Origin of the sequence: Ascidiimonas meishanensis, from assembly GCF_037782385.1 — a bacterium.
Classification (GTDB): Bacteria; Bacteroidota; Bacteroidia; order Flavobacteriales; family Flavobacteriaceae; genus Ascidiimonas; species Ascidiimonas meishanensis.
Genome location: NZ_JBBEXD010000007.1, coordinates 20,220 through 39,873, shown reverse-complemented (window position 1 = coordinate 39,873; position 19,654 = coordinate 20,220). Strand labels below are relative to the sequence as shown.

At 35.0% G+C, this 19,654-nt stretch carries 13 protein-coding genes; 6 read left to right on the top strand and 7 right to left on the bottom strand.

Features of this window, described 5'->3' with window-relative positions; all coding sequences use genetic code 11:
- Window positions 1-13: 13 nt before the first annotated feature.
- The 7 genes from WBG07_RS13660 to WBG07_RS13630 all read right to left on the bottom strand — a co-directional run bounded on the left by WBG07_RS13660 (window position 14) and on the right by WBG07_RS13630 (window position 12,330).
- Window positions 14-1,399, bottom strand: coding sequence for an eCIS core domain-containing protein (locus tag WBG07_RS13660; RefSeq protein ID WP_340202080.1), 1,386 nt, complete (start codon window positions 1,397-1,399; stop codon window positions 14-16).
- 124 nt (window positions 1,400-1,523) lie between these two features.
- A complete protein-coding gene (locus WBG07_RS13655; protein WP_340202079.1) occupies window positions 1,524-2,480 on the bottom strand; it encodes an ROK family protein in 957 nt (318 codons plus the stop codon).
- 181 nt (window positions 2,481-2,661) lie between these two features.
- Window positions 2,662-3,390 (bottom strand): energy transducer TonB, encoded by a 729-nt coding sequence (locus tag WBG07_RS13650; RefSeq protein ID WP_340202078.1) that lies wholly within the window; start codon window positions 3,388-3,390, stop codon window positions 2,662-2,664.
- A 679-nt stretch (window positions 3,391-4,069) separates the two neighbouring features.
- A complete protein-coding gene (locus WBG07_RS13645) occupies window positions 4,070-5,701 on the bottom strand; it encodes an HAD family hydrolase (protein WP_340202077.1) in 1,632 nt (543 codons plus the stop codon).
- A 375-nt stretch (window positions 5,702-6,076) separates the two neighbouring features.
- On the bottom strand, window positions 6,077-7,834 hold the full coding sequence (locus tag WBG07_RS13640) for an HAD family hydrolase (RefSeq protein WP_340202076.1): 1,758 nt from the start codon (window positions 7,832-7,834) through the stop codon (window positions 6,077-6,079).
- Window positions 7,835-8,010: 176 nt separating this feature from the next.
- Window positions 8,011-9,954 carry a trehalose-6-phosphate synthase gene (locus tag WBG07_RS13635; RefSeq protein ID WP_340202075.1) on the bottom strand — a complete coding sequence of 648 codons (1,944 nt, stop codon included), beginning with the start codon at window positions 9,952-9,954 and terminating at the stop codon, window positions 8,011-8,013.
- A gap of 51 nt (window positions 9,955-10,005) precedes the next feature.
- On the bottom strand, window positions 10,006-12,330 hold the full coding sequence (locus tag WBG07_RS13630) for a hypothetical protein (RefSeq protein ID WP_340202074.1): 2,325 nt from the start codon (window positions 12,328-12,330) through the stop codon (window positions 10,006-10,008).
- A gap of 438 nt (window positions 12,331-12,768) precedes the next feature.
- Here WBG07_RS13630 and WBG07_RS13625 point away from each other — a divergent pair, with 438 nt between their 5' ends.
- The 6 genes from WBG07_RS13625 (at window position 12,769) to WBG07_RS13600 (ending at window position 19,626) form a co-directional block, all read left to right on the top strand.
- Window positions 12,769-13,773, top strand: a complete 1,005-nt coding sequence (locus WBG07_RS13625) for a LacI family DNA-binding transcriptional regulator (RefSeq protein WP_340202073.1) — start codon at window positions 12,769-12,771, stop codon at window positions 13,771-13,773.
- A gap of 64 nt (window positions 13,774-13,837) precedes the next feature.
- A complete protein-coding gene (locus WBG07_RS13620) occupies window positions 13,838-15,166 on the top strand; it encodes an MFS transporter (protein WP_340202072.1) in 1,329 nt (442 codons plus the stop codon).
- A gap of 33 nt (window positions 15,167-15,199) precedes the next feature.
- The gene (locus WBG07_RS13615; protein WP_340202071.1) at window positions 15,200-15,610 is read left to right on the top strand and encodes a VOC family protein; all 411 of its coding nucleotides are present in this window, start codon (window positions 15,200-15,202) and stop codon (window positions 15,608-15,610) included.
- Between the two features lie 8 nt (window positions 15,611-15,618).
- Entirely contained in the window at window positions 15,619-17,289 is a 1,671-nt protein-coding gene (locus WBG07_RS13610) for an alpha-glucosidase (RefSeq protein WP_340202069.1), read from the top strand.
- A 386-nt stretch (window positions 17,290-17,675) separates the two neighbouring features.
- Window positions 17,676-18,170: an RNA polymerase sigma factor gene (locus WBG07_RS13605; RefSeq protein ID WP_340202068.1), complete on the top strand. Its 495-nt coding sequence runs from the start codon at window positions 17,676-17,678 to the stop codon at window positions 18,168-18,170.
- 277 nt (window positions 18,171-18,447) lie between these two features.
- On the top strand, window positions 18,448-19,626 hold the full coding sequence (locus tag WBG07_RS13600; protein ID WP_340202067.1) for a sensor histidine kinase: 1,179 nt from the start codon (window positions 18,448-18,450) through the stop codon (window positions 19,624-19,626).
- Window positions 19,627-19,654: the final 28 nt, after the last annotated feature.

Sequence of the window (19,654 nt, the reverse complement as noted above, 5' to 3'; positions counted from 1 at the left end):
TTTACGCGATAAATTATAAGAATTTTTCATATTTAGCAATCCCAAGGGCTTCTTTAGTAGCTTTTGCCATGGGAATACTTGGATAAAGCTCTACCTGACTTACAAATATTTGTGCTCTTCCATGGTCTTCACCTCCCAGTGCTGATCTTTCATTATACCTCACTAATTCGTCTACAATATTTGCAGCGGTTAATCCACTACCCATAGGATGTGCTGCATACTTACCACCGCCTAAATAGATCGCATTTTCATTTCTGAAAGGTGTATCTGGTGCAACCGGGTTCTTAAAACAAACCCTGCAACCTGTCGGAATACCTCCCAAAAGTGCATCTTCTGTTATAAAGTTTTCCCCTACCGCATTCCCGGCTTTTTGAAATATCGCATCAAATTTGGCTGAAGCATTAGTTCTTTCAAAAGTTACTCCTGCATTTTTAAAAGGGGTTGAACCGTGTTGCCTTAGCACTAGGGGACTTCTTTGGTTGACCATTTCTTCTCCGTATACTTCCATAGTAGCATAAAGGTTACAAACTTGTATGTACTCTGCACAATCAAAACTCCATAATCCCTTAGGGGCTTTTATAAGGTGTTTAATTGCCACAGAAGGCTTTACGATAGTTTCTATTGCCAAAAGATAATCTTTATCTGGAATTTGTTTCCAATATTTCTTATCGTATTTTCCTTCTGGGGAAGCACCAAAATTCAGTTTACCGCTAAGTTTTACGGTAGCCTCTAGCACTTTTTGCTTGTATTCTCTTTCTAGGATTGCATCTTCATCAACTTTTGAACTGCCCTGTCCACGCTGAATTACTTTTGGTTGAAGCTGATATGCAAGTGGTATTTTTGATCCAAAATACAATGGCTTTCCCCTTTCCAGTATTTTTTCTGGAGATGTCAACATTTTTAATTGCATTGCCTTAGCACCCATTACATCTGCTTCTTTTTCTAAGCCTGCATCATCATTAATAGCTACTTTTCCTTTTAGCTGTTTGGTGGGTTTCACTCTGCCTTGCTTCTGTTGTACTACATGCCAGGCTTCATGAGGTACATGTTTTTCCTGCCCCGAAGCTACATGTATCTGAGTACCTTGCGCATAGGCATGCGCTTGTAGTTGTGCAGGTTTTGGGGAATTGTAGTGTACTTTTACATCGTCCATAGCCATGCCTGAGAGCTGTTCTATTCCTGATTTAAGATGGTCTGGCAAGCCTGTATTATTTGTTTTCTGCTGGATAATAGGATGGGCAGCGGTATGTTGATTTGCCACTTGTTGCAGCTGGGCAACCCTTTCACTTTCTGGGCGTTGATCTATGAATTCTACCGCTTTTTTCTGAATAAAATTTTGAGATTTTACGCTAGAAGCATTTTCTTTTTTATCAGTACACTTATTTTCAGGAATGCTCATCTACTTAAGGGTTATGAGATTCCCTAAAGATAAACAACTAATATGCGCTAAACATGGGTATTTCTACGTGATTTTATAAATGTATCTCTCAAAAGGTACTTGTAAAAGTTTTGATTTTATATTTCTAAACTAAATCTTCCCAAATTAACGCTGCGGCACCGCAAATTGCTGCTGTTTTGTTAGGCATCCCTGAGGATAAAAGCTTTACTTTACCCTTGTAGACTTCTAGAAGTGACGCATTCATATGTTTTTCGGTTTCCTCAAAAATCCATTTACCACTGTTGGCGAGACCTCCCAGTAAAAAGAATGCTTCTGGTTGGGTAAATGCAGTAAAATTGGCTAATGCCAGACCTAAAATTTTAGAGGTATAATCAAAAGCTTTAATAGCAAGGGTATCTCCTTCTTCTGCTGCTCTGGTAATATCTTCTCCGTGAAGGTCATTATAAGCAACATCACGAAATCTACTTTCTTCCATATACTTGCATTGCATATACATAATAGTTCGTTTTAAACCAGTAGCTGAAACATATGCTTCAAGCCCTCCCCGTATATCTAATCCTGTAAGTCTTCCATCTCCCAAAGTCATATCAATATGCCCCAGTTCTCCAGCAAACCCATCAAAACCGCTTATGAGTTTACCATTGGCAACAATACCTGCACCAAAACCAGTACCCAGAGTTATCACAATAAAATCTTTCATACCTCTTGCATTTCCAAAAAGCATTTCACCCAGAGCTGCTGCACTGGCATCATTCATTATTTTCATAGGTATAGGCAAACGCTCTTTTAGTTTTTTGAGAATAGGTACAATTCCTTTCCAAACTAAATTGGTAGCATGTTCTATGGTGCCATTTCTATCTGAAGCATTTGGCGCTCCAATACCACAGCCTATTAAGTTTACTTCTGTAGATAATTCCTCAGTTAATTGATGAATAGTTGAGACAATCTGATCTAGAAATAGTTCTAAATCTTGGTAATCTCTTGTTCTAAAAAAAGTCTGTACAAGACATTCTCCATTTTTATTTACCAGTCCTATTTTTGTCTTGGTACCTCCTATATCTATTCCAACCGCTAAATCCATTCTATAACTTTTACTTTAAAAGATTCATCTATCTATTCTAAAGCTTAAAAGTAAGACATCTTTAAAATACTTTATTTTTAATTACATTTTTTATTAGAATATCTTTTTAAAAATACACGATTACAATAAAAATGCCCCTGTAGCTTTAAAGCTACAGGGGCATTTTACACGAATATAATCACTAACTCTGCTTTAAAACGAAATTTATAGGAATGCTGTAAGGTACTTTTACAGATTTGCCTCTTTGTCTTCCAGGAGTCATTACGGGCAAAGCATTAATTATTCTTAAAGCTTCTGATTCTAAAGTACGATCTGGTCCGCGAGTACGAATGTTAGTAACATGCCCTTTAGAATTTATTTCAAACATTACAAATACTCTTCCAGTAATTCCTAATTCTAAGGCAATATCTGGATACCTGAAATTTTCTTTGACATGCTGCTGCATTTTACGCTGGAAACAGTCTCTTAATTGTTTGTTATCACCACCTTCACAACCTGGAAAAATAGGTACTATTTCAATTACAGAAAATGGCACTGAAATTTCTTCTTCTTCTTCACCAACTTCTACCTCATCCATATTAACGATAGCAGTAGAGATTACTTCATCTTGATTGGTTTCTGTGCTCTCAATAATAGTTTCTTCAATTTCTTCTATATCTTCTACTATCTTGATAACTTCTGGTGCAGCCATTGGTGGTGGTGGTGGAGGTGTATTGATGGTTTGGGTTATAGGAATATCCTCTTTTATATCTTCAATCACCGAAATGGTGCTAATGAACTCATCTGTACTATCGTACGTTTTAAGTTCTAGGGCTCTCCATGTAATAAGCAACATAATGTTAAGGCCTATTACAAAATAAAGTCCGCTATTGCGACTTAAATCTAGCTTAGGGTTCTTTTTTGGTTTCATAACTTCATGTATTATAGTTATAAATTTATAAGAGCTAATCTCCTTTTCCTATGACAAATATCAGTTTACACATCAAAGGAGTTCAACACTTTACCAAAAGATCTAGTGTTTTAAGCTTCATTTAGAATTAAAAACTACTTCAAAAAAGAGCATCGCTAAAGAAAAGAAGTGAAGTCTATATTCAAACAAAATTTAAAAGAAAAATCTTCATAACCCAAGGCTACCTATCCACTTGTTATAACTAATACGAACGACCTACAGTAATTATTGAACATATTTTTGTCCAACTATTCTCCCTAATTTAAACATTTTGGCTATCTGTATAAGATTTTTCCATTGTAATTTCCTGAATTTTTCACAGTTTCTATTTCTTATCTGTACGTTAAAATAGCTCTGAACATTTATACAATCTTAACTAGGGTGTTTTATAAAAACTAATAGTAATAAAAAACCGAATCTATAACTTATTGGTTATTTACTTGACTATTAAAATAGTAGTATAAAACCTCGTTATAGACTCGGTAGCACAGTTTCTAGAATTACATCTAATTCAATCAAAGTTAAGTTTAAGAGAAGAATATATAAGTGGCTAAAGATAATTTACCAAACTTTTGTGAATAGAACTAAATCTAAGTACCTCTAGCTCACAAATACATCCTTCTCATTCCAGATCTGTACTTTACATCTTATTGCTTTTTAATCTTTTAGAAGCAGCTTGATTTTCTACACGAGAAGATCTTCTTCTTTGCTGAGGCACATCTAATGTGGCGGCAGGCATCCTTGCAAATTGTTCAAGACCAGCAACAGCAGCAACTGGTTCTATTGGTTGGATTTCCTGTTGTGTTTCCGGTGGTGCTATTGGTGGTATTTCTTGTATTTTGATAATTTCCTTGTTTACCAATAAGGCCTGAATTACACGAAGAGCCTGGATATCTTCAGAACGTTCAGGATTAGAGGATATAATCTGGTTTTCATACTTAAAATGGGGAATACTTCTATCTAAATCATGATATTCTCCCCTGCTATAAGCAGCCCCTTTTGAAGTAATTGCGACGACATTCTCACTACTTAGAGCCATTTCCTTCTGCCAAACACTTAGTGCATTTAACCTATTAGCTAATAGAACTACTTTGACCTTGTCCCAATCCCTCAGTTTGTTTAAAGATTCCTTTGAATAACGCTCTGGTTCTTGTATTAAAATATCACCGTTAGTCAATAGAACTATTGGAGGTGTTTGAGCATCTCCACTTTGAGATGGCATCAATCCTATTTCCGACAAGTTTTGTCTTATACTATTCATCTTTTCAAATGCTTCATTATCCAGAAAGTAAGACCGGTGTTGATCCTGTCCTGAATGATCTTTATCTCCAAGTATATAAAAACTGTCTTGTGCAGATGGATCCTTTGGACTCTTTGGAGGAGTTCTAGTCATTAAATCTGCCTGATCTTCTGAAAAATTAGGTGAATAGTCATTAATTCTAGTGGTGTATCCTGCTGTTAAAGCACCAGATTCAAGTGCTTTGTTTACTTCATTCTGAGCTGCTATATCAGTAACATCATCTCCAGAATACATCATTTGAGTAATTGTTCCAGCAGTGATTCCCGCTGTTTCCAAATTATCTGTTAACTGCCCTGTCAACAATTCATTGACCGTAATACCTTTTGATACTTTTTCAACTAGAAAAGCATCTACAGCTCCCAGGTTAATGTGAAGACCCGGATTTTCCTGTTCTAACTGCTCTAACCCTGTTTTAATTTCATCTAAGATGCCATCCATGATAGCTCTTTTACCTTCATCTACCGGGGTTCTACGAAAAATTCCATAGGTAGTTTCTTTTGGGTCTAACCATAAAGAAACCTCATTTGGGTCTAGACCCTGATCACTTTCCCTAAAATACTCTCCAGCAGCAGTTTTTGTGATTTCTACAATCTTGTCTTTAACTTCTTGGGTAAAGGGCTCTGTAAGTACATGAAGGTTCTCTGGATCAGTTGACGCTCGTAAAAATGCCCCATTTTCCGACATTAAAAGAATTTTAGGCACCCTTCCTTCCTCATCTGGAGTAAAAGCAGCTGCATAATGTTCTTCTAAATAGGGATCTGCCCGACCTGAGATAATGGCAACCGCTGCTTCTGGGTTTGCTAAACTATATGCACGCATTTGCTCTACAAACTCTCTTGGTGGAACCTGAATTGCTGGATCTGAATTGGCAGCAACTACCGTTCCATCACTATTTGTACCCAATAATTTTGTTACTGGTGTTTTATTAAATTCTTCAGGAGTAAGCTTCCTGTTTTCTGTTTCTGATTTCATCTTTTCTAATTTTTAAGATTAATATTTGTAAACAAATCTTATCATTATGCATAGTTTCAAGCTGTCATAATAACCTTTCGACAACATGTAATTTTTTTGAGCAAATACCCCCAGAATTAACAATTAATTTCTAATTTTTCTTTTTAAGAATTAGTCAACTACTAAGTACCCCTTATCCAAAACAAGTTTATGGGAATAGATGTATGCGTTGTGCTTTTTGAAAAATTTATTTTAAAACTTTTGTAATTTGAGGTAATTTGAAAAGTATGATGAATTAACCTCCGTAATTTTTAAGTTACAGAGGCATATTTATTTATAATCCAAAATTCTCGGGTGAATAGATAAAATATAAAGTGTATGTTTTAACACCAAATTTTATAACCTTGCACCTTTATGTCTCTTGGTAGCCGGTTTTCTTGGTTGAGCACTGGCTCTTCTGGTACGAGAAGAAGGTCCTCCTTCAACTGCTGACGCAGCAGCCTGTGTTCTTTCTTGAGAAGTGCTTCTTCTTGTACGTGATGAAGGCCCTCCTTCAACTACTGGCATTGCAGCCAATTGTCCGATGCTCGATACCAAAGCCACCTGCGCTACTTGAGCTGCTGGCTGTACTTCCTGCTGTACTACCTGAGCAGCTGGCTGTACTTGTTGTTGCGCTGCAGGTTTTGAATCTTCTTGTACTTCCTGTTGTGCTGCGGGTTTTGCTTCTATATTTTGAAGCACTCCATTAGTTATGAGTACAGATTGAATTGCTCTAAGCGCTTGTACCTCTGCTGAACGTTCTGGGCTGGCAGAAGTAATTTGATTGTTATTTTTTGCGGCTGTTAAATCGCCCTGTAAATCAAGGTATGCCCCTTGTGTATAAACAGCTCCTTTTGAAGTAACGGCTACAATATTCTCATTAGCTTGCGGCATTTGTTTTAGCTTGACACTTTCTGGTCCTTCCTGATCTACTATCAATACAACTTTACCGCGATCCCATTCTTTAAGGCTATTCAGTGCTTCTTGAGGAAGGCGTTCTGGTTCCTGAATCAGGATATCACCTGAAGTTAAAAGCACAATTGGTGGGGTTTGATCTCCATTTTGCGAAGGAAGTAAACCTTTTGAGGAAAGATCTTGCCTAAGACCATCTAAGGTGTCTAATACTTGTGGATCTATAAAATAAGAACGGTGTATTTCTTGCGGAAGCATTTCACTATTACCAATAATATACAACGAATCTTGAACTTCTGTTTCTTTAGGACCATTTGGCACTCTACCAGCTGGATCAAAAGGTGTGAAATTATTGGGTCTTGATGTATAACCTTCTAATGTACCTTCTTTAAACCTATTATTAAGTTCTGTTTGGGCAGCTCTGTCTCCCACATCATCACCAGAATAACTCATTTTCTCTGGCTTAGCTGTGGTAATACCCTGAGATTGAAAAAGTGCTTGAATTTGAGGATCGTTGTCTGCTAATTTTGCAATTGTAGTTCCTTTGGAAACCTGCTCAACGGTAAACGAACTTGTGGCTCCCAAATGCACTTCCAAATCGGTTTCCCTTCCCAATGCTTCAAAGTCTGATTTAATCTGTTCTTTTACTTGATTGAATTCTGCTTTTTCTTCGGGGTTACTTGGTTCACGGTAGTGTGCAGTAAATCCATAGGTCTTTACTTCGGCTCTAATCCACTTGCTTTCGGAAGTATCATTACTATCTTCTGTATAATGGGAACCTGCTGCATTAGACATAATGCTTCTAACTCTTTCTTTAAGTTCTTCAGACATAGGCTTTGCAAATTCATTCATTCCATCAGTAGTTGCAGGAATCATCAATTCATCTGACTCAATAGGCTTAAACTGCATAAATGCTCCATTTTCTGATGCAATTACTATTTTTGGTCTTCTCCCATCTTCATCAGGTTTTAAAGCCTCTCCATAAAAGTTATTTGCTTCACCATTTTTTCTTCCGGTAAGAATCATAAACCCCATTTCTGGATTGGCAAAACTTGCTTGTCTAAGGTTTTCTAAATATTCTTTAGATGGCTTTGCTTCTTGCATCATTTGCAAAGGAACAAAAGGGGTCATCGTTCCATCGCTGTCTGTAACAGCCCACTTTTTTGTGGGGGTTGCGTTAAATTCTTCAGCTGATTTTTTCATACTATAATTTCTTTAGTGTTATTAGGTTTTAATCTCAGATTAAATTTTAATTTCTTTTAGTTAGTTATTTTAAGCTCGTTTATTTGAAGAGAGTGCGGTACTGAACATACCTAAACAGTATGTTCAGCCCTTACTCTTCCATCAACTTAACTCATTTTACTAAAATGAATATTTATTTAAATACCTACCATTTTTGCTTTTGCACGTTTTCCTTCTACCTCACGAGTCTTTTTTCTTTTTGCTCTTTGAATAGATTTATTAATTCTAGGTTTTGCCGCTAAAGCTGCCAGACCCGTTGGTTTTATACTAGCCGAGATCATGTTAAAAGCTGTTTGACCAAATTCAGTATCTGCATTAGTGATAAGGGAAGAAATATTTCGTAAGTCTTGGACATTCTGAATTACTTCTGGATGATCCCGACGTAATTCTCTCATTCTTTCTATTCTTTCAACTTGCGCACCAAGGGCTGCTTCTAAGGCAGGGGGTGTTGGTTCAACAATTGAGAGTGTAGCTAAGTTTGAGGTTCTTTCCAAGCCTCCAAGATCTTCTGCAATACCGGCACCATTACTAATAATGATACCAGATGGTAGATTGGTTATAAGTCCTTCAGCGTCATCTCTTTCCAGTACCTGTTCTCTTGCATTGATCATTTCGGCTACAGACAAGATATATCCATCCTTTATTGATGCCGCCAGTTTTATATCATTCATAGCTCCAAAAAGCGGGAGTTCTGCATTGTTAATACCATTCTGATAGTGGTGTACAGCTCCTGGAAATTCTGAATTTAGTGCTTCAATTTTGGCAACAACTTCTTCTTGGTACTCATTGTAAGCAGGTATCGGGCTTGATCTCCCTCTTCCAGTGACTAAGTTAAACTGATACTTCTGACCAGGGTTTTGCCCAGTTTCTTCCTGTTTTTGTTGTAAAAAGCCTTTGTAAGCATCCAGAAATTCACTAATTCCCTTGGTATAATCAAATCGCTGCACAGAACCAATATGAATTTTGTGAGGATCAAAAAACTTACCTTCCATCACACTTTGGTAATCATGAAGGGTAGGCGGTACATTAGGATCTGAAATCCTTTGTTTAGCATCTAATAATCTTTGGTCTGGATGATCTGCTGGAATTTTTGCTGTTGCCTCCCTTAAATTTGTTAAAAATGCACTTTCATTTGCTCCAACTTGAGCTGGGATACCTTCGTAAATATGATCTGCGCCATGATGCAGCTCCTGATTAAGTCTTTCTTTAGGAATTCCTATTGGATTTGCAAAAGTTTTATCTCTTAATTCACTTAATTCCTGAGCATCTGTTATCACTCCAAAATTCTCAATAGTTTTAACAAAGTTATCTGCGTCATCTTGTGTATGAAAACCCAAGGTATCTGCTTCAATTAAATTGGTTAGAATTTCCTTAAACATAGCATCTTCAGTTGCCTTAAGACCTGTATAGATTTTACCATCATTTGCTCCTTCTGGTGCTTTACCTGGTGCAATATTTGGCCATGGCTCATGGTGAAAAAATGAGACATTAATCTCTCCTGTAGGCACATCTGGTCCTTCCTGTTGAGCAATGGCTTCCTTTAACATCCCTGGAACAGAGAATACATGGTAATCATGTGCCCAAACCACTACATCATCATAACTTTGAATTTCTGGTTTCTCTGGATTCGCAATATCTTGATTTATTTTATCAAGTAATTTTGCAGTATAGGCTTTATTAACCTCATTATGACTATTAAAAGAACCTCTCTGGCTTACTCTTTCAGGCATACTGTGAATTAGAGGCCATAGTTTTCCATTGGTAGCACCTGTATAAAAACTTTTGAAACGAGTTTGATTTACAAATAACATTTCTAGTTCGTTAGCGCCCAATCCATTTTGTTGCCCCCATTGATTTAGAGCATCATTCATACCCTGTTCTTTTTGAGGATCACCTGGACTTTCTGCGATACCTAGCCAACCTGCTCTTAAAAATCCATCTTCTTTTGGAACTGCTTTATCAATTCCTGGAGCAACGCCTCCAGATTTTAAAGCTACATCAAAAGTTCCTGGAGTTGTTTTACTTTCTTGAACTCCAACTGTCATTGCACTAGTGGCAATATAAACTGCTTTATTTCTCATTTTTGTCAATTTAAATTATTTATGTTTTTATTTAATTCGTTTTGTTAAACTCTAATTACTAAAGGAAGGTTTTTGTTTTGTTGTTTTTGACCTTCTCGCTCTATCTGTTTCTGAAGTTACTTTAGGAGAACCAGTTGCAGGAGTAGGTACTTTGCCTAATTCCGTTAACGTAGCAAGATCACCTTCACTCCTTGAAGATCTCAAAGTAGCGGGTATACCTACTTCTGTGGAGGTATCTTCTAATGCCGGAGCAGTAACTTCAGCCACTGTGCGAGGTTCAGGAAGGACTTCTTCTAACATTGAAGGAGTTCTTTCAGAAGAAGGTCCCAATAGTGGTTCCATTTCTTGGTACTCTCCTGGTTCTTCTGTTTTTTCTGGAGTTCTTTCAGAAGAAGGTCCCAATAGTGGTTCCATTTCTTGGTACTCTCCTGGCTCTTCTGTTTTTTCTTCGGCATAAGAACCCCTTTTTGCTTTTTCACTTTCTATAATAGCCTCCAAACGATCTCCATATGTTGCAAGCTCCTCCCCGCTTAGTTTAACAAGAGTTTCTTCCAACAATTTAACGAGGTCGAATTTTTCATCATGAGCTTCGCTAGGAATGAGTCCTGCTGTTTTTTCCTTTATCAGATGATCTCTTACATCTTGAACATTTTTGGAGAATTGTCTACCCGTAGCAGAAGCTCTGTGCCAATGCGCCAATTCAACATTTGCATCTTTTTGCGCAAATAAAGATTTGGCTAAAAGTGAGGTAGCTCCTGCAAACATTCCTGTACCAACCAGTGGAAAAGCTACCGATGGACTAAACGTCGAAAAACTAGCTGCAAGTCCTACTCCTGTTGCAATTACAGCGTATGCAAAATTTAAAGGCTGAGGCTTTAAAAGTTTAATACCGAATTCATTTTTCTGATTCCCTAAATTGGCATGCTTTAAAGCAACAATTCTTTGATCTTCTGCTATATCTACCAGTAACGAAACTGTGTCAGACTTTTCAGTCATTGCATAGGTAGAAAAAAGTTGGTCTAGTGAACCTTCAAATGATTCTTCTGGTTCATTACCTTTATTTTGAGCGCTTACTACTAGTTCTGTAAACATATTTTTATAGCCTAGTCTGTGCTCTTGCTGCTCTTGATGCATATCATTGGCAGTATCTATCATGGTAGCATTTACTGCAAATCGTGCACCTAATGCAGTTGCTATAATTCTACCTATTATGGCCCAAGGAAGTGCTTCTCCTACCACAATGGCACCTTTTCCATTGATACCTGATTGTGCTTTGGTTATAGTTGTAGCATACAGTTGAGGACTCAAGTTATTCATGTACAAACTTTTGTCCAGAAACAAGTTCTTTAAAAAGTTTACTTCCTTCTCTTTTAATCCATGCTTAATCCCCATTTCTCTAAAAATTCGATCCAAATCTGGATTTATATCAAATTTTCCGGGAGAAAGGATAGCTTCTGGATTTTTGGAGGAGGTAAGCACTTTTAGAGGTTCGTGCTCGGCTCTCAGGTGCGCAGTCCAAAATGGAGAATTATTTCTAAGTGAAAAAGCAGAAGCTTTTAAAGCTAAATACTGCTGTGCTCCAATCTTTTCTGAAAGGATTGGCAACTCTGCTGCTAACTTATTCTCGTTCCCTAGCAAAATAACTTCATCAATTTTTGAATGAAAACTACTTCCTAATTCCCGATTCAAATTTCCCAATGAGATATCTTGATTATTAGTAAAAGTATGAGGTCCCATTAAATCTTGTATGTCATAGTCTGCAAGATTTGCTGTAAAAGGTTTTTGAGTGATTTCACTTAAAGCATTCATTACTTTAGCTTGGTATTCATCTCCTTTAGCCTCAAATTTTATTTGCCACTCTTCTATTAATGCTTCTTTAAAAGCCTCTTGCTTTTCTCCTACCTCTAATCCTACAGCTACTACCCGTTCTAACGGACTCGCATTTATTACTGCAGCTGCAATTTCTTTAAGATTAAAATTAGTAGCTTCAGCCAATACTAAACGCGCTCTATTAGACTTCGATTCAAACCAAGCTTTGGGCGTGTTGATATAATCTTTCTCAATTGCCTCTGTGCTGAATTTGGAATATTTATCTAAAACAGTTCCGAAAAATTCTGACAATTGTGCTTCGTGTATAAGATCAGGCACTACCAATTCTATATTGAATGCATCTTTTCCATAAATATCTTCTTTAAGCTTTTTTTCCATTTCTGGATATCTCTGAATATATCTATTCAAGGTTGCCTCTACTTTTTCAGCATCGCCTGGATATTTTGCTTCTATTATTCTCCTCTCCAGCTCAAACATGCGCCTTACAGCATCAGTGACCTCGGGAACGCTCCCTGCACCTAATTGATTTTCGATATCTCCTACCATAACTACTTATTTTAAATTGTTTTTATTATTTTAATTATCCCGCTTTTATGTAACCGAAATTTTATTTTGACGCCTATTTTGTTATTCAATAAGCTTCATTTGTAGTTAAGTACTAAAACCATCATTTTACCCCTAATTGAAAAAGAAAGAAAATGTAAATTTTTAGACTTAATGTGTGAAATCAATTCTCGGTAATCTCGCGTGAAACCCTTCCTACTTTGAGTTTATTTACCTTTTTATTTGATAAAAAATTCTTTCAAATTAATTCTATTAGGACTTGATTATTTAATAAGAAGAGTGTGGGTTAAGATCTTTAAGAGTAAAAGAATAATTGAATTTTAGAGACTCCGTATTGTTTTAATAATGAAATTATCATTACCTGTAAATGTTGTTTAAACGTTTAAATAAATTTTACTATGTTTGCATCAATTAATATATATGACTCCTAGAAAAAACCCAAAACTTAGTGATATTGCAAAAGATGCAGGAGTATCTATTGCATTGGTTTCTTATGTATTAAACAATAGACATCCGGATAGAATTAAAAAAGAAACTGCTCATAAGATAAGAGCTATAGCTAAAAAGCTTAATTATCGTCCAAATCCGCTAGCCAAAGGTTTGAAAACTAAAAAAAGCGGAGCGATTGGAATTGTTCTTGCAGATTTAGCAAACCCCTTTTCTGCTCAAATTGCCCGCATTATTGAAGACAATGTAAGATCACAAAACTATATCTTACTAATAGGCAGTATGGATGAAGACCTCGAAAAATTCAGGCATTTAATTGATACGTTTACACAACATCAAGTTGAAGGTTTAATTATTGTTCCTTGTGAAGGATGCATTGAAGAAATTAAAGCCATAAAGAGTCAAGGCATTCCTTATGTATTAATTGACAGATATTTTCCTTCGCTTTCTTTTAATTATGTTGCAAATGATAATTATTATTCCACTGTTACCTGTGTTAGTAAACTTATAGAGAATGGAAGGAAAAATATTGGATTTATTACACAAAAAACAGGCTATTACCATTTACAGGAGAGAAAACGAGGCTTTATAGAAGCTTGCCGAGCCAATGGCTTAAATAAAGATGGTAAAATTAAAGAAGTATGTATCTCAGATATTGACGCTAACATTTCTAAAGCCCTAACTGAATTATTAGAAGATAATCCTGACATAGATGCTTTGCTATTTGCAACCAATATTTTTACCCTTTCTGGATTAAAATACGCTACCAAAAATAAATTAAAAGTCCCAGAAAAGATTCAAATTATGGGATTTGATGAGGTAGAATACTATGAAATTTTCCCTGCATCTATATCTTATTTTAAACAACCTTTGGAGGAAATGGGTAAAAAAGCGGTAGATTTTTTAATATCTGAAATCACCAATTCAAATCAAAAATCAATTCAAGAAATACTGAAAGGTGAATTAATTGTAGTATAGAATCAATCAAGTTACTAAAAATAAATAATAGGAATCAACAGTTTAAACGTTTAAATACAATTTTATGGCTACAGAAGAAAAACCAAGCTTAAGCTTTTTTCAAATATGGAATATGTGCTTTGGATTTTTGGGAATACAATTTGGGATGGGGCTTCAACTTGCAAATATGAGTCCTATTTATAGGTATCTTGGAGCAGATGAGCATAATCTACCTTTATTATGGCTGGCTGGACCAGTTACTGGGCTTGTGGTACAACCTATTATAGGGGCTATGGGTGATAACACTTGGGGCAAATGGGGGCGCAGACGTCCATATTTTACTGCTGGGGCTATTATTGCAGGTATTGCACTAGTAGCCATGCCATATTCTTCTGCCGTTTGGATGGCTGCTGGTCTAATGTGGATTTTAGATGCCTCAATTAACTCTTCTATGGAATCCTTTAGAGCAATGGTTGGAGACATCTTACCAAAAAGACAACAATCACTTGGTTTCTCTATGCAAACCTTTTTTGTGGGAATTGGTGGTTTATTTATTGGGTTTTTACCTTTTATATTGACTAAACTTGGTTTTTCTACCACCGCTGAGATCAATACCGTTCCTGATTTCGTTAAATATGCATTTATATTAGGTGCAATTGTAATAGTAAGTTCTATTTTATGGACCGGCTATTCAACAAAGGAATATCCTCCTGAAGATTTGGAAGAATTTAAGCGGAATAAAGCCGAAAGAAATGGTTTTTTACATTCGTTTTCTGAAATAGTTGAAGCCATCAAATCTATGCCGCTAGTAATGAAACAACTATGGTGGGTCCAACTTTTGGTTTGGGCAGCGATGCCTCTTATGTGGCAATTTTTATCAATTTCAATAGCCAGACATATCTATGGTGCTCCAGATTCCAGCTATTCGGGATTTAGCGAAGGAGTATCTATGGGAGGAATTGCGAGTTCTATTTTTAATGTGTCTCCTATGATTATAGCTTTTCTGATGCCTGCCATTATTAAACGTATTGGCTCCAGAAAAACGTATTCTTTTAGTCTTGCTATAGGTGCTATTGGGTTTTTAGGAATGCAAATAGCCGGAGATATTAATTTAGTTTTTGTATTGTGCTTTTTAATGGGTATTGGATTTGCTGCGGTAACTACCCTTCCTTATGTTATAGTTTCTGCTTGTGTTCCTCTAGAAAAAATGGGCGTTTATATGGGGCTACTTAACACTTTTGTTTGTATTCCTCAAATATTAATGATGCTATCTTTACCCTTGTTCTATGACAGCTTATTGCAAGGAGACCCACGAAATACATTAGTCTTGGCCGGGGTCTGCTGGGTAATTGCTGCAATCCTTTGTTTACGCATTTCAAAAAAAGTTGATTTAGACACTAGTCTTAGTCAATAAAATATAAAGCTACTCTGTAAATCTTAGTATAAAATGAATATTGCAATCAAAAAGATACAACATGTTGGTATCCCTACTATTGACTTAGAAAAATCCAAGGAATTTTATAAAAGTATTGGTTTCGAAAAAGTGATGTCTTCTTCTTTTGAGTATAATGGAGAAAAAGGAGAAGTAGTAATGATGAAGAGTGGTGAGGTGCTAATTGAAATCTATAGACTCCCAGATTCAGAATTGCCAGAAATAAAAAAACGTACGGCTGGTTCAATAGATCATATAGCGTTTGATGTAGAAGATGTAGACCATGTATTTGATAATTTGAAACAACGACAATTCAATATTCTCGAAAATGAACCTGTTTCCCTTCCTTTTTGGAAGAACGGCTGTAGATATTTCAATATTTTAGGTCCAAATGGAGAACGCATAGAGTTCAATCAAATCTTATGATCACAACTATGAAAAACATTAAAAAAACTTGGTGGAAAGAGCAAGTAGTATACCAAATTTATCCTAGGTCATTTAAAGATTCTAATGATGATGGTATTGGAGATTTAAGAGGAATAATTTCCAAAATTGATTATCTAAAAACGCTAGGTATAGATATTGTTTGGTTGAGTCCTCACTATGATTCTCCAAATGCAGATAATGGTTATGACATTCGTGATTATCGCAAAGTGATGGAAGCTTTTGGTACCATGGAAGATTTTGATGAAATGCTACAAATACTTAAAAAAAATGATATCAAACTTATTATTGATTTAGTAGTAAACCATTCAAGTGATGAACATGAATGGTTTAAGAATAGCAAATCATCTAAAAACAACCCTTATAGAGATTACTACATATGGCAACCTGGAAATGAACATGAAGCACCTAATAATTGGCCTTCTTTTTTTGGTGGCTCTGCTTGGGAAAAAGATAGTAACACCAATGAATACTACTTACACTGTTTTGCTAAAAAACAGCCAGACTTAAATTGGGAAAACGCTAAGCTAAGAGAAGAAGTGTATGATATTATGAAATTTTGGCTTGATAAAGGTGTTGATGGATTTAGAATGGATGTTATTACTTTAATTTCTAAAGATCAATCCTTTCCTGAAATGAATGATTATCAATTAAAATATCCTGAAACCGTATATGCATCCGGCCCCAGATTACATGAATTTTTAAAAGAAATGAATGCCGAGGTGCTGTCTAAATATGATGTGATGACGGTTGGTGAAGCTTTTGGAGTAAGTGATACATTAGCTGTGGAAATAACAGACGAAAGAAACGAAGAAATTAATCTAGCCTTTATATTTGATATTGTGCGTGTTGGCAGAGATAATTGGAAACAAAAGGAATGGACTTTGCCGGAATTTAAAAAATTATTTACTCAACAAGCATCTTGTGACGATTTCCATTGGCCAACTGTTTTTCTAAATAATCACGATAACCCTAGAAGTGTAAGCAAATTTGGAAGTACTTCCCCACAATACCGCGTATTGTCTGCAAAGCTTTTAGCGATGTTAACTTTGACACAAAAAGGGACCCCTTTTCTTTATCAAGGAGAAGAAATAGGTATGACTAACTATGAATTTCAATCTATTGAAGAATTTGATGATGTAGAAGTGAAAGGAAATTATCCACAAATTCTTAAAAGTGGTGTAAAAGTTGAAACGTATATAGAAGAACTAAATAAATCTGGTAGAGATCACAGTAGAACTCCCATGCAATGGTCTAAAGATAGCCAAGCAGGTTTCACTAATGGTAATAAAAGTTGGTTTATAATTAACCCTAACTATAAGGAAATAAATGTAGAAAACCAATTAACAGATACTACGTCTGTTTTTCATTTTTATAGAGAATTGTTAGCACTTCGAAAAAACAATGATGATTTAATCTATGGCAATTACAAAGATATAGCTCCAGATCACACAAGTCTGTTTGCGTATACAAGAACCGGTTTGAGTAAAACACATCTTGTAATTCTTAATATGTCTGATGTAAAAATATCACATAACTTATCCGTAATTTATCAAGATTATAAATTAATTATGTCCAATTATTCAGAAACTAAGACTTACATAGAAAACTCAACAATTTCATTAAGACCTTGGGAAGCAAGAATTTATGTGAATATCTAAAATTGACAAATTGAATTTGCGTCCATTTAGTCATAATAATAATAACTAAATATCAGGTTTGTATTTATAGCTTTGTTTTCTCATATGCAATTACCTTTCCAATAGTCATGGAATACAGCCTGATATTTTTGTTGCCTACATCTAAAATAAATAAGATGTAATATTCTCTAAAAAATGAAATAAACTAAGCTTTTAGCCATTAAAATTTTCAAAATTCAGTTATTAAGATATTAGACCATCCTCTCAACACTTAATCCCACTTATTACTATTCATTTATTTTACTAAATTATCCCTATTATATTTAATTTTAATATCTTAGTCTAAAACTTGTTTGATCCCCTTGGAGGCTTTTTCAACCAGAAAATTTCCAATTAAAAAACTGTTAATGGAGAATAAGAACATTTGTGAACTTTTTTTGGACAATTACGATCTTTTAAAACAATATGCATTTAAGATATGTAGAGACGAAGATATGGCTCAAGATATTACACAGGATGTTTTTGTTTCTATTCATTCAAGATATCAGAACGATGATGACAAAATAAATAATAAACTGGGATTCTTATATCAAGCGATTAAATTTAGCACTTACAATCAACTAAAAAAGAATAAAATAAAACATCATTCCCTGGATTGTGAAGTACCAACAAACCCTTTAAGAAATGATTTTCTACTAGAAGATAGAATTATGAAATCTATCGATAAAATGCCCGAACGACAGAAAAGAGTATTTTATTTAAAAAGAATAATGAATTATAAGGTTAAAGAGATTGCAGAAATTATGCAAATCAAACCAAAAACAGTTGAAAACCATCTTACTATTGTTATTAAATCACTAAAAAAAGAGTACGAGCCATACCTAAATGATACCACTGCATAATATTGATTATTTTTTAAATGTAGTTTTATATGATGAAACACAAAACACTATTTCAAAACACTTGGTTAAGAAAAACAACCACCGTTGAGTAGTATGCAAAACAACATTTATTTGTTATGAAAATTCTTAAAAGTTAGTCTCATAAGACATGTATGCTTTTAAATTATTAAGCCTTATGTATGTCAAAAATATTAAATCTCTATTATTGGCATCATACTCTTAATACAAAAAATAGTTTCTTTTGAAGGTCTGTGCCCCAAGTTAATTGTCTTTAAAAATGAAAAACAATATCTTATTAATCCTTTTACTAATATATACTTCTTTACATGCTTCTTATATAAAGAACTCTGCATATTTGGAAAATAGCTGGGTAAATTTATCTTCCACAAAAAAGGAAACTCAAGATTTACATAAATTTTTTATTGAAGAAAGCACCGTACTTGATAATAGCCTTGCCTATACCTCTAGTACTATTTATTACGACTTGGAGTTACAGTCTGAACAAAAATCAGAAACCAACCTTAAAGAAAATCAAAAGCTAAAACAGGATAATAAAGTAAAACAATATTCACTAGAAAGGGCAGAAAATTTACGTATGTTTTTACTGGTTATTCTTGCCGCACTATGCATTGTGGCTATGTTTATTTATGTTGCCTATAAAAAAAATCAGAGATTTGCGTTAGAATTGAGCCATACTAACTCAATAGTAAATCAACAACGTAATGAAATTGCCAGTTCATTGGACATTGAAAAAGATTTAAATAATAAACTAAATGCTGCTAATTCTTCTTTAGAACGTTTTTTTTCTATTATTGCGCATGACCTTAGAGGGCCTTACAACATTATGCTAGGTTATGCAGATATTTTGACTGATAACTTTGATAGTTTAACCCTAGACGAGATAAAAAAGTATGTTATCACTTTACATAAAGCCGCCCATAAGAACTATCAACTAACTCAAAATCTATTGTCTTGGGCTATTCTGCAAAAAGGAGGTATTACAGTCAATAAAGAAACCTTAAATGCAAAGAATCTTATAGATGAATCTATTAGTATCTATGAAGAACTGGCTGCACAGAAAAGAATAAAACTTATTAATAGATGCCCTAAAGAACTAACGGGAAGTTTAGATAAAAACATCGTTACATCTATTTTATCTAATCTAATAAATAATGCTATTAAATATACTCCACAAAATGGCACCATACACATAAGTGCAAAAAAACTCTCAACATTATTAGTTTTCAAGGTAGATGACAATGGAATTGGCATCTCTAAAGCTGCTATGAAAAACCTTTTCGAGTTAACTAAAATGACGTCAAAGCAAGGAACTGCTAATGAACCGGGTTCAGGTTTGGGCCTCATTCTTTGTAAAGAACTCGCCGCTACTCATAAAGGAGAAATAAGGGTAAAAAGTATACTTGGAAAAGGCACCACTGTTTTAGCCTTGCTTTAAATATTTTGTTATATTTGGTTTTGTAGAA

Coding starts and splice junctions, on each gene's coding strand:
- WBG07_RS13660 (WP_340202080.1), bottom strand. CDS start 1,399: ATGAGCATTCCTGAAAATAAGTGTACTGATAAAAAAGAAAATGCTTCT.
- WBG07_RS13655 (WP_340202079.1), bottom strand. CDS start 2,480: ATGGATTTAGCGGTTGGAATAGATATAGGAGGTACCAAGACAAAAATA.
- WBG07_RS13650 (WP_340202078.1), bottom strand. CDS start 3,390: ATGAAACCAAAAAAGAACCCTAAGCTAGATTTAAGTCGCAATAGCGGA.
- WBG07_RS13645 (WP_340202077.1), bottom strand. CDS start 5,701: ATGAAATCAGAAACAGAAAACAGGAAGCTTACTCCTGAAGAATTTAAT.
- WBG07_RS13640 (WP_340202076.1), bottom strand. CDS start 7,834: ATGAAAAAATCAGCTGAAGAATTTAACGCAACCCCCACAAAAAAGTGG.
- WBG07_RS13635 (WP_340202075.1), bottom strand. CDS start 9,954: ATGAGAAATAAAGCAGTTTATATTGCCACTAGTGCAATGACAGTTGGA.
- WBG07_RS13630 (WP_340202074.1), bottom strand. CDS start 12,330: ATGGTAGGAGATATCGAAAATCAATTAGGTGCAGGGAGCGTTCCCGAG.
- WBG07_RS13625 (WP_340202073.1), top strand. CDS start 12,769: ATGACTCCTAGAAAAAACCCAAAACTTAGTGATATTGCAAAAGATGCA.
- WBG07_RS13620 (WP_340202072.1), top strand. CDS start 13,838: ATGGCTACAGAAGAAAAACCAAGCTTAAGCTTTTTTCAAATATGGAAT.
- WBG07_RS13615 (WP_340202071.1), top strand. CDS start 15,200: ATGAATATTGCAATCAAAAAGATACAACATGTTGGTATCCCTACTATT.
- WBG07_RS13610 (WP_340202069.1), top strand. CDS start 15,619: ATGAAAAACATTAAAAAAACTTGGTGGAAAGAGCAAGTAGTATACCAA.
- WBG07_RS13605 (WP_340202068.1), top strand. CDS start 17,676: ATGGAGAATAAGAACATTTGTGAACTTTTTTTGGACAATTACGATCTT.
- WBG07_RS13600 (WP_340202067.1), top strand. CDS start 18,448: ATGAAAAACAATATCTTATTAATCCTTTTACTAATATATACTTCTTTA.